This is a genomic window from Pectinatus sottacetonis, assembly GCF_015732155.1.
In the GTDB taxonomy this organism is placed as follows: domain Bacteria; phylum Bacillota; class Negativicutes; order Selenomonadales; family Selenomonadaceae; genus Pectinatus; species Pectinatus sottacetonis.
Window position 1 is genome coordinate 940,001 of record NZ_WIQK01000001.1, and the last position, 12,664, is coordinate 952,664.

Sequence of the window (12,664 nt, forward strand, 5' to 3'; positions counted from 1 at the left end):
TCCGTGCCTACCTGTGTCGGTTTTGGTACGGGCGCTTTATTTCTCACTAGAAGCTTTTCTCGACAGTGTAGCTCATTTGAATTCGGCTCATCCGTAGATTTACCTATCTATCACTTCTCGGCTCTTATGCAGCGGATTTGCCTGCTGCACAGCCTACCGGCTTCGACGTACTCTTCCATCCGTACGCTCAAACTGCTTGCTGTGTCACTCCATCATTCAAACAAAATAAAACGGTACAGGAATTTTTGCCTGTTGTCCATCGCCTATGCTTTTCGCCTCGGCTTAGGTCCCGACTTACCCTGGGTCGACGAGCGTTGCCCAGGAATCCTTAGGCTTTCGGTGGAACAGATTCTCACTGTTCTTGTCGTTACTCATACCGGCATTCTCTCTGCTGTACACTCCAATGCTCCTTACGGTACATCTTCAGTCGCATACAGTATGCTCCCCTACCCAGAATGTACTGCTACATCCTGCCACGGCTTCGGTTCTGTGCTTGAGCCCCGGATATTTTCGGCGCAGAGCCTCTCGACCAGTGAGCTATTACGCACTCTTTTAATGATGGCTGCTTCTGAGCCAACATCCTGGTTGTTTATGAAGTCCTACATCCTTTTCCACTTAGCACAGCATTTGGGACCTTAGCCGGTGGTCTGGGCTGTTTCCCTTTCGACTATGGGTCTTATCACTCACAGTCTGACTCCCAAGTATTTTATTACAGCCATTCGTAGTTTGACTAGGGTTGGCAGGCTTTACGCCCCCTTGCCTGATCAGTGCTCTACCGTCTGTAATCTTCCCTTGAGGCTAGCCCTAAAGCTATTTCGGGGAGTACCAGCTATCTCCGCGTTCGATTGGCATTTCACCCCTATGCACACCTCATCCCAAAGTTTTTCAACACTCACGGGTTCGGTCCTCCACGCATTTTTACCTGCGTTTCAACCTGGGCATGCATAGATCACTGCGGTTTCGGGTCTACACCATATTACTTGCCGCCCTATTAAGACTCGCTTTCGCTTCGGCTCCATGTTTTCCATTTAACCTCGCAATATAATGTAACTCGCCGGTTCATTCTTCAATAGGCACGCCGTCGCTCTCTTACGGAGCTTCGACTGCTTGTAGACATACGGTTTCAGGTTCTATTTCACTCCCCTTCCGGGGTTCTTTTCACCTTTCCCTCACGGTACTATGCGCTATCGGTCGCCAGGTAGTATTTTGCCTTGGAGGGTGGTCCCCCCAGCTTCTCGCAAGGTTTCTCGTGCCCCGCGATACTCTGGATACTGACCATGCTGCCCCACTTTTTGCCTACCGGGGTTTTACCTTCTATGCCTGACCTTTCCAAGTCATTTGGCTAAATGTTTCAGCATTTTTGTCAGTCCTCAACCCCATATTACCGAAGTAATATGGTTTGGGCTTTTACCCATTTCGCTCGCCGCTACTTTGGGTATCTCGTTTGATTTCTTTTCCTCCGGGTACTTAGATGTTTCAGTTCCCCGGGTTTGTCTTCCTTTCGGATGATAGAACTTTTTCTATCGGGTTGCCCCATTCGGATATGTACGGATCAATAGATGCTTGCTCTTCCCCGTACCTTTTCGCAGCTTACCGCGTCCTTCTTCGACTCCTGGCGCCAAGGCATCCACCATATGCCCTTGTTCACTTAACTTATCAGTATTGCTTGGTTATTATTATCCCTGCCAGTGCTTTAAGCTCTGCCTGGTATCATAATAACTGCCGCAATCTGTTTTTGCATTTCATAATCTTACTTATAAAATGCCACCTTTGCTATAAGTTCATACGTTTTATCTTGGCGTATTTCTTTATAATCCTTTGTGCTTGGTCCAACTATTCCCTCGCCATTCTCATTTTCACAAGTTTGGCATTGGTGATAATTGTTCTTTGCTTTTCTTCTGTGTAGTTTTCAATGTGCAAGATTAATTTATTTTAAACATTACTGTTTTATAAATCAATTATTCTGAGGGAAGAAACCCTCAAAACTAAACAATACATCAAGCTTCCCAGTTGCAGCTACCTGCCCCTGATATGCTTGTTTCCAGATGCACTCGACAGATTTTATTAAAAATCCTTAGAAAGGAGGTGATCCAGCCGCACCTTCCGATACGGCTACCTTGTTACGACTTCACCCCAATCATCGCCCCCACCTTAGACGGTCGGTTCCATAAGGCCCTTTCCCGGCTTCGGGTGTGAATGACTTTCGTGGTGTGACGGGCGGTGTGTACAAGGCCCGGGAACGTATTCACCGCAGTATGCTGACCTGCGATTACTAGCGATTCCAACTTCATGCAGGCGAGTTGCAGCCTGCAATCCGAACTGGGGGATATTTTTTGGGTTCCGCTCCAGATCGCTCCTTCGCTTCCCTCTGTGTATCCCATTGTAGTACGTGTGTAGCCCAGGACGTAAGGGGCATGATGACTTGACGTCATCCCCGCCTTCCTCCGCGTTGTCCGCGGCAGTCTCATCTGAGTTCCCACCTTGACGTGCTGGCAACAGATAATAGGGGTTGCGCTCGTTGCGGGACTTAACCCAACATCTCACGACACGAGCTGACGACAGCCATGCACCACCTGTTTTCTTGTCTTCCGAAGAAGAAATATCCATCTCTGGATACGTCAATCAATGTCAAGCCCTGGTAAGGTTCTTCGCGTTGCGTCGAATTAAACCACATACTCCACCGCTTGTGCGGGCCCCCGTCAATTCCTTTGAGTTTCAACCTTGCGGTCGTACTCCCCAGGCGGGATACTTATTGCGTTAACTCCGGCACAGAGGGGGTCGATACCCTCTACACCTAGTATCCATCGTTTACGGCTAGGACTACCGGGGTATCTAATCCCGTTCGCTACCCTAGCTTTCGAGCCTCAGCGTCAGTTACAGTCCAGAAAGCCGCCTTCGCCACTGGTGTTCTTCCCAATATCTACGCATTTCACCGCTACACTGGGAATTCCGCTTTCCTCTCCTGCACTCAAGATTGCCAGTTTGGACCCCATCACGGGGTTGAGCCCCGCACTTTTAAGATCCACTTAACTATCCGCCTGCGCTCCCTTTACGCCCAATGATTCCGGACAACGCTTGCCGCCTACGTATTACCGCGGCTGCTGGCACGTAGTTAGCCGTGGCTTTCTAACAAGGTACCGTCATGCATTACCGATATTAGCGATATTGCCATTCGTCCCTTGCAACAGAACTTTACGATCCGAAGACCTTCCTCGTTCACGCGGCGTTGCTCCGTCAGGCTTTCGCCCATTGCGGAAGATTCCCCACTGCTGCCTCCCGTAGGAGTCTGGGCCGTGTCTCAGTCCCAATGTGGCCGTCCATCCTCTCAGACCGGCTACTGATCGTCGCCTTGGTGCGCCGTTACCGTCACCAACTAGCTAATCAGACGCAGGCCCATCTCCAAGTAATAGCCAAAGCCATCTTTGATAAAAGCTTCATGCAAAGCTTTTATAACATTCGGTATTAGCACCCCTTTCGGAATGTTGTCCCCATCTTGAAGGTAGGTTGCCTACGCGTTACTCACCCGTTTGCCACTAGGCTCTTACCGAAATAAAAGCCCCGTTCGACTTGCATGTGTTAAGCACGCCGCCAGCGTTCGTCCTGAGCCAGGATCAAACTCTCCATTAAATTTATCGGAGAGCCAATTTGGCTCTTTCATTTGTTGTTTAAAGAATTGTTTCAGGTTTATATTTAAACCGCACATCTGGTATATTTTAGAAAACATATAATGATGTATTGTTCAGTTTTCAAGGTGCCTGCCTCAACGAGTCAGCTTTTATATTCTATCAAAAACCTTTTCGTTTGTCAAGAACTTTTTTAAGTTAAATTTCTTTAGCCCTCTAAGTCCCGGCCGCTCTCTCGAGCGCAGAAATTATTATATCTAATCCTGTATATTTTGTCAATACTTTTTCTTATCTTTTTTCTTCCTTTTTTATCTTTTTCCCTGTTCTATTTATCATAACACTGCCGCCAAGCTTTATTTTACAGCCTTGTAAACCAATTTTATCTGTTCATTTTGTAATTTGCTGAATAAAATCCAGCGACTTCAATCTTTTTTCTAAAATATATTCAATATAATGCAACATTATATTTTCTGCTGCAACTAAATCCTTAACCTGAACATTAAAATTTTCTATTTTATTCCAGTTCAAGTTCAACAACCGCAAAATTAATTGCCGCAGAGTTTGGGAATATTTATCTTTTTGCTGTTGCCTGCATTTTGCACATAGAGCCCCCCCATCCTCATAAGAAAAAAACGCCTCTCCGGTGATTTTTTTTCCGCAGATAACGCATCTATCATATTGCAATTGATTTCCTGTATACTCGAGTATCTGAAAAAAAGCCGCTAATGCGGCTATTCGTGGATTGCGTTTAAGCATTGCTGGTATTACCTTTAGCAGTTTATCATAAACTTCTTCTTGAGGCTGCCCCTCTTCAAAGATTTCTGAAACAAATTCAGCAACAAATGAGGCATATGCTAACGCAGTATAATCCATAGAAAAATCAGCTAAAAACCCATTATGTTCGCAGTTCCTTATAATATCCATATATTGCCCCTGTGCCAGCTGTGCATCCACAATACTGAACAACTGCGTTGTTCCTGCCAACCGGCTCTTTGGCCTGCGTGCTCCATAGGCTGCTGCCTTTATTTTCCCTTTTTCCCGAGAAAATAATGTAATTATTTTATCTGCTTCGCCCCAATTTACTGTCCCAAGAATAATTGCTGTCGTATTATATAAAGACATCATAAATTGCCCCTGGATTTCTTATCATTATGACTTCCAGGCATAACTGCACCTGCAGTTATAATATATTGCAAAGCATCTTCTCCTTGGATATCTATAAATGTAATATCTTTTTTCGGTACAAAAACATTGAAACCTGATGTCATATTCAAACTCCAAGGTATAAAAACAGAAACATATTCCTCTTCCCCCAGATACTCGGCCATCACAGGAGAAACTGGTGTCATTAAAAATCCTAAACACCGCACACCTGGATGAGGATAAGGTACAAGTACAGCATTTTCAAACATATTCCCTGATTTAAATATTGTGTCTGATAAACGCTTCACACTACCATATATAAATTTCACTACGGGAATCTTCCCAATCATTTCTTCTCCCAATGCCAAAAACCGCTTAGAAATCCAATTGGAAGATAATCCTCCCACAGCCAAAATAATAATAATAGCCATTATTATTCCCATTCCAGGGAATTTAATGGGAATATAATGTCCCATCAACACATCCATCATCGACCATACAGTAGATAAAACCAAATAAGTAATAAAAATAGGCGTTATTATCATAATACCATTTATAAAACACTTAGATAATTTGTTCATTAATCTTTTCATGATACAATGTTTCCACCTCAATTATTAAAACCAAACTCCTTTAACAAGCGTTCACGGTCACGCCAGTCTTTTTTTACTTTAACCCATAAATCCAAGTATATTTTTGAGCCTAAAAGCTTCTCTATTTCAGTTCTAGCCGCAGCCCCAATCTGTTTTAGAAGAGCCCCTTTTGTCCCTATTACTATTTTTTTTTGTGACTCACGTTCTACATATATAGTAGCTCGAATATAAACATCATTATTTTTTCTAGTCGCCATTTCATCAACATCAACAGCCACGGCATGAGGAACTTCATCACGGGTTGATAATAAAACTTTTTCACGCACAAGTTCTGCTACTATCAAGCGCTCTGGCTGATCTGTTATCATGTCTTCCGGAAAATATTGCGGTCCTTCAGACAGGTTGGCATTTATTTCTTCTAAAAGCTCTGGCAGATTATTTTTTTCTCTAGCTGAAATAGGGATAACAGCAGCAAATTGATTTTCAGTGCTATTACTATTTTCTGCTGCACGATTTCTTTGATACTCCCACTCATACTTAGCAATTATTGGTAAAATATTACTTTTTTCTAATAAATCTATTTTGTTTATGACAAGAATTACCGGTTTTTTTGTAGCCTGCAGTTGTTTCATTATATATCGTTCACCACTGCCAATTTTTTCTGTGGCATCTATAAGAAATAATATTACATCTACTTCTTTCAATGTGTTTTGCGCCGCTCGCATCATATATTCTCCCAATTTATGAAGTGGCTTATGAATCCCCGGTGTATCTATAAATATTACCTGCATATTTTCCTGAGTCAATACACAAAGTATCTTATTCCTTGTCGTCTGCGGCTTATCAGACATAATAACAATTTTTTGCCCTATAAGGCTATTTATAAGTGTAGATTTTCCAGCATTAGGACGCCCGATAACTGCCACAAACCCCGATTTATATTCTTTCTTCATAATACTCCTTTTTATTGCTAATTTTCATAAATTTATTAATGTTTACAACTGTTCTAACTAAAATTCCGTTTTATTAATCTGTTTATTTTTCTAGCGCAGTATCTGCAGCTGTTCCATTATAAATTTTTCTTCCTTCTGCATTTTTATGCGATCTGCCTCTTCTATATGGTCATACCCCAACAAATGAAGCATACCATGTGTAGTGATAAATGCAATTTCTCTTTCAACACTATGTCCATATTCTCTTGCCTGTTCAAAAATTTTTTCCATTGAAATAACTATATCGCCTAAAATATCAATATCAGGTCCACCTGAAAGTTCTGGCTCCTGCGCCTCATTAAGGGCAAAGGAAAGGACATCTGTCGATCTGTCAATATTGCGATATTTTTTATTTAATTCGTGTATGTTTTTATTATCAGTTAAAGTTATACTTACTTCACTATTTTGTAAACCATAAATTTTAGCTATCTTTTTCACTGTACGGTTTATAGTTTCAACCACGTCATCATCGACTGCCAGTGTTTCAGGTATTTTATCAATTAATATTTCCATATTTATTCTCCATTATCTGTTTTCCCGTCTTTGTCAGAGCTGCTGTTTCATATATGTCATAAGCCTTAATGATACGTGCTACTACATCATGCCTTATAACGTCAGTATCATTAAAATACACACAGCCAATCCCTTTTATATCATGCAATATATTAACTGCTTCAGCTAATCCTGAAACTGCTCCCCGCGGCAGATCCACCTGACTTAAATCACCATTTACTATCATTTTCGAGCCAAAACCCAAACGTGTAAGAAACATCTTCATTTGACGTCCCGTAGTATTTTGTGCTTCGTCTAATATGGCAAAAGCCCTTTCGAGTGTACGTCCTCTCATGTATGCCAACGGTGCTGTTTCTATAATATTTTTTTCCATGAGTTTTTTATATGTTTCTGCTCCCAATATATCCTGCAAGGCATCATACAATGGACGCAGATAGGGATCTACTTTCTCTTGTAAATCTCCTGGCAGATATCCCAGCCTTTCGCCTGCCTCTACTGCCGGCCTGGTAAGAATTATCCGATCGACCTCATGATTTCTAAGAGCCATAACAGCCATAACTACTGCTAAATAAGTCTTTCCTGTGCCTGCTGGTCCTATCCCAAAAGTAATAGAACTTTTTCTTATTGTATCAATATAAACTTTTTGTCCTAGCGTTTTGGGCCGGATAGTACGTCCCTTGGCAGACACAAATAAAGTATCACTAAATAAGCTATGCAATTTTTCAGCTTCATTTTTTTTCACCAGCTTAATTGCATACTTCACTTCATGAATGGTTATTTGCGCACCCTGACGATATAATCCCAATAATTCTTCAAAAACTTTTGCTGCAGCAGCAACTTGATTTTCTTCTCCGTTTATTATTATTTCCGTTCCACGACCCGCAATTTTGCATGAAAAATCATCATTTAAAACTCGAAAAAACTCATCGTGTTCCCCTAATAAGGCAACTGTTTCCTGCTTATTTTGAAAAATTATTTTTCGTTCATCAAATCCTCGCAAATGAAAATAATCCTCCTATTATGTATATAAATTATAATTTAATTTTATAGCATCAACTATAAATGTCAAGTAGTAAGTATCTGCTATTTCAAATACTCTTTTTGAATAATTATTATAAAATTATCAATATAAAAAACGCCGCATTAAATTAGACACTTAATACGGCAGATTTTATTCACGTTTAAATTCATGCAATTATATTGTTTTGCAAATGTTCTTTTGCAACCGACAGCATTAATTTTATTCTATTAAGCTGGTTTACTTCACTAACACTGGCATCACAGTCAATAGGCACAATATTAACATCCGTATGTGACCGCATAAGTTCTCTTATCATGCCTTTGCCTGTTATATGATTAGGTAGACAGCCAAAAGGCTGCAGACAAATAATATTTTTTACTCCTTCATCAATAAGCTTAAGCATTTCCCCCGTTAAAAACCAACCTTCACCTGCCATATTTCCCAAAGAAACATGACCGTCTGTAAGAGCAGCAATCTGACCTATAGTAATTGGTGCTGTAAATCTTTTGCTAGCTGCCAGTGCCTTGCGCATGGGGCGCCGATAAAATTCCATTAATTTTATAGACATTTCTGACTTAAACTTATCAATCCATTTACCAGAAAGTAGCTTATATGAAATAATGTCATCATATGCCATATACATAAAGAAGTCCATAAGATTAGGCATCACAACTTCCGCTCCTTCATTATATAAGACTTCTTCTATATTATTATTTGCTGTAGGATGATATTTGGCTAATATTTCGCCAACAATGCCAATGCGCGGTTTCTCCCTATTTTCATCAATAGGTATATTGTCAAAGTCATTTATAATCTTTTTTATATTATCGGAAAAATTACTATACCGGGCTTTTTTATTTCTAAGATCACTTTTGCATAAATCCATTGATTTGCCAAAAAGTTTTATAACACTGTCTTTTTCCAGTTCATATGGCAGCGTACGGTGACGCAGCTGTTGTAGTAAATCTGCATAAACAGTTGCCTTTAATACATCAACAAACAAGTCAGTTGTCATTTTGAACGAATCTGTATCTCTCCCCCAGCAGGCAAAAACAGGTACCTGCGGCATCCCCGCATCCTGCAATGCTTTACGCATAAGATTAAGATAATTAGTAGCACGACATGCTCCACAGGTTTGAAACAGCATTATCGATGTATTATTGACATCATATTTACCTGATTTTAAAGCATGCAGCAGCTGTCCAATAACAATAATTGCTGGATAACACATATCATTATTGACATATCGCAGTCCCTCATCAATAGCAGCCTGTTTAGGCAGTTCAGGAATAACAACATGATAACCATGCTTCTTTACTACTGTTTCTATCAATTCAAAATGAAGTGGTGACATTTGTGGTGCGAGTATTGTATGCTCATGCTGACACTCTTTTCTAAAGTAAGCCCGCTGTGGCAAAGATTTTGGTATACCCCGGCCTTGTTTCATTCCATATTTCCATGCTGCCATCAACGAACGAAGCCGTATACGTGCTGAGCCTAAATTACTAACCTCATCAAGTTTTATCATTGTATATACACAATGATGTCTTTCTAAAATTTCTTTTACCTGTCCTGTAGTTATAGCATCAAGTCCACAACCAAATGAGCTCAGTTGGATCAATGTCAATTCTGGATGTTCTCCCACATATTCTGCTGCATGATATAAGCGTGCATGATAACTCCATTGATTAACTATACTCAAATTTTCCTTCTCAATTGTCAAATGGTACAATGCATCTTCTGACAGAATAGCAATGCCATAACTCTGGATCATTTCAGGAATCCCATGATTAATTTCCGGGTCAATATGATACGGCCGCCCACACAAAACAACTGCCTTTAAGTTGTCTTTTTTTATTTTTTTAAAAACACTCTCTCCATAGCTGCGAACATCTTGCTTATAATGGTCAAGTTCATTATAAGCCTTTTCTACGGCTTTACGTATTATTTTCTTGTCACATGATATTTCTTTACACTCTTCTACCAGCCTTTTATACATTGCCTTTTTATTATTTATCGGTAAAAATGGCTGGACAAAATGAATATTTTTTTCCCGTAAAACATCCATATTAGCTCTTATATTTTCAGCATAAGATGCCACCACTGGACAATTATAATTACTATCTGACTCATTAACTTCATCAGCTATATTGGTAGGAATACACGGATAAAATATCGTATTAATTCCTTTTTCTATTAGGTCCATTATATGCCCATGCACTAATTTGGCCGGATAACATAACGAATCTGAAGGAACTGTAGCCATTCCCTTATAATAAAGCTGTGGTGAAGATTCGCCCGATAAAACTACCTCATAACCAAGTTCAGTAAGAAAAGTAAACCAGAAAGGATAATCTTCATACATATTCAAACTGCGCGGTATGCCTATTTTTCCTCTGGGAGCATTTTCCATTGGCTTGTAATAATTAAATAAACGATTATATTTATATTCATATATATTAGGTACAGTATTCTTCTTTTTCTTTTCTCCACCTGCACCTTTTTCACAGCGATTACCTATGAAATATTTACCACCATCTGGAAACTTCTGCATTGTTACAAGACATTTATTGCCACAGCCTTTGCAGCGATAGGAAATAGATGATGTTTTAAAATTATCCAGCTTCTGTACAGGCAGAACAGTTGATTTCTCATCATTCCGCTCTATAGCTAAAAGTGCTATTCCATAAGCCCCCATAAGTCCAGATATATCAGGTCTTATAACTTCTTTATTAAGTAAAAGCTCCATAGAACGCAATACTGCATCATTATAAAAAGTCCCGCCCTGGACAACAACAGCATTTCCCAGTTCTTCCGTATTTTTTATTTGAATAACTTTAAACAAGGCATTTTTTATAACGGACAATGCGATACCTGCTGAAATATCGGCAACTGCTGCCCCTTCTTTTTGCGCTTGCTTGACCCGTGAATTCATAAAGACCGTACACCGTGTTCCCAAATCTACAGGATGTCTAGACTTTATCCCTTTCTGCGCAAAATCAGCAGCTGTCATTGATAACCCCTGGGCAAAATTTTCGATAAACGAGCCACACCCGGCTGAACAAGCTTCGTTTAATACTATTTGTGAAATGTGTCCATCTTTAACAAAGAAACATTTCATATCCTGTCCACCAATATCCAAAACGCACGTTACATCAGGACAAAATTCCTGAGCAGCTTTAAGATGAGCAAATGTTTCTACCTCGCCAAAATCAGCATGCACTGCCGCTTTTACAATATGTTCTCCATAGCCTGTTGTTCCTACACTCTTGATATAAGTTCTATTATTCATTCCAGAATAAAGCCGACGCAACGATGTTACAACACTGTCCAATGGCACGCCCTTATTACTTCCATAAGAAGTATAAAGAAGCTGCTTTGCACTACCTATAGCAACTACTTTAGTAGTAGTTGAACCAGCATCTATTCCTACATATAATGGGCCTTCATAGGTTTTGAGACTGCCTTTTTTTACAATATCTTTATCATGTCTTTTTTTGAAAGCACGATACTCTTCATCATTTTTAAATAATACAAAAGGAACTTTATTCGTGTCTACTTTTACCCTTTTTCCTCGTCCAAGACACTGTTCTAAAGTTCTATAGTCAATTATGGCAGCTTCCTGTGACAGAGCTGCTCCCATTGCTACAAAATAACACGCCTCCGGCGTCTCCATTGTGTGTGCTTGATCAATTTTCAAAGTTTTTATAAACTGTCTTTTTAATACAGATAAGAAATGAAGTGGTCCGCCTAAAAAAGCTATATTACCCTTTATCGGACGTCCCTGCGCCAAATTACCAATAGTCTGATTTACAACTGCCTGAAAAATCGACAAGGCGATATCTTCTTTTGATACCCCGTCATTAATCAGTGACTGTACATCAGTCTTAGCAAATACCCCACAGCGTGATGCAATAGTATAAACCTGTTTACCCTGCTGAGCCAATTTATTAAGGCCCTTAGCATCGGTATGCAGAAGAGCTGCCATATGATCTATAAAGGATCCTGTACCTCCTGCGCATACACCATTCATCCTCTGTTCTGGTGCCATACCAAAATAGGTTATTTTTGCATCCTCTCCACCTAACTCAATCGCCGCATCTGTTCTTGGTATCCATTTTTTTACAGCCTGTGTACAAGCTATAACTTCCTGAACAAAAGGAAGCTGCATAGCTTCAGCCATTCCCATCCCCGCTGAACCAGTAAGAGTAAGAGCAAAAGTTCTGTTTTGTAATTTTTCTTTAAGATCTGTAACATCCTCACTTAAAGCCTTATAAATTTCTGAAAAATGACGTTTATACTTTTTAAACACAATTTTATCTAATTCATCTAAAACTACTGTTTTAATAGTCGTAGACCCTATATCTATCCCAATTTTCCAAATAGGATTCATAGCTAACACCCCGGAACGTATAATTATTAATAGTTATTATATTATAAATATAATTTACGTTAAAGCAGTATATTATAGGACTGGCTCAGCTACAACAACCTCACTGAACTCCAGCCTATATGATAATTGGATAAGTATATGACATACTTCATTCTCTTAATATCTGACGATATTTGAAATTGGAACTTCTTATTCCTTACACTAAAGACTAAATGCCATGAGTATAGGCAAGATAAATCTATATGTCCCACAGTTTTACAATTAACCTTTCACTCACACTATCACTTAAAAGTAGAAAAATACCGCCTTTTTAATTAAACTATTTAATCAATAACCTTATTTTTATGACAATTTACTATATAAATCACATATAATAACATAATCTT

General features: G+C 39.6%; 6 protein-coding genes and 2 rRNA genes (1 of these 8 only partly in view). All 8 read right to left on the reverse strand.

Annotation, left to right across the window (positions count from 1 at the left end; translation table 11 throughout):
- A 23S ribosomal RNA gene (locus I6760_RS04355) occupies nt 1-1,654 on the reverse strand (it extends 1,266 nt beyond the left edge of the window).
- A gap of 424 nt (nt 1,655-2,078) precedes the next feature.
- Nucleotides 2,079-3,627, reverse strand: a 16S ribosomal RNA gene (locus I6760_RS04360).
- The 16S and 23S rRNA genes sit together here, the layout of an rRNA operon.
- A 383-nt stretch (nt 3,628-4,010) precedes the next feature.
- Entirely contained in the window at nt 4,011-4,748 is a 738-nt protein-coding gene (recO, locus tag I6760_RS04365; RefSeq protein ID WP_231036089.1) for a DNA repair protein RecO, read from the reverse strand.
- A complete protein-coding gene (locus I6760_RS04370) occupies nt 4,745-5,359 on the reverse strand; it encodes a DUF502 domain-containing protein (RefSeq protein ID WP_231036090.1) in 615 nt (204 codons plus the stop codon). The genes recO and I6760_RS04370 overlap by 4 nt, the downstream gene beginning before the upstream one ends.
- Before the next feature lie 17 nt (nt 5,360-5,376).
- On the reverse strand, nt 5,377-6,312 hold the full coding sequence (gene era / locus I6760_RS04375; RefSeq protein WP_196593259.1) for a GTPase Era: 936 nt from the start codon (nt 6,310-6,312) through the stop codon (nt 5,377-5,379).
- A gap of 90 nt (nt 6,313-6,402) precedes the next feature.
- Nucleotides 6,403-6,864 (reverse strand): rRNA maturation RNase YbeY, encoded by a 462-nt coding sequence (ybeY, locus tag I6760_RS04380; RefSeq protein ID WP_196593260.1) that lies wholly within the window; start codon nt 6,862-6,864, stop codon nt 6,403-6,405.
- Nucleotides 6,848-7,864, reverse strand: coding sequence for a PhoH family protein (locus I6760_RS04385; protein ID WP_196593261.1), 1,017 nt, complete (start codon nt 7,862-7,864; stop codon nt 6,848-6,850). Before I6760_RS04385 ends, ybeY begins: the two co-directional genes overlap by 17 nt.
- Before the next feature lie 187 nt (nt 7,865-8,051).
- Entirely contained in the window at nt 8,052-12,278 is a 4,227-nt protein-coding gene (locus I6760_RS04390) for a 2-hydroxyacyl-CoA dehydratase (protein WP_196593262.1), read from the reverse strand.
- Nucleotides 12,279-12,664: the final 386 nt, after the last annotated feature.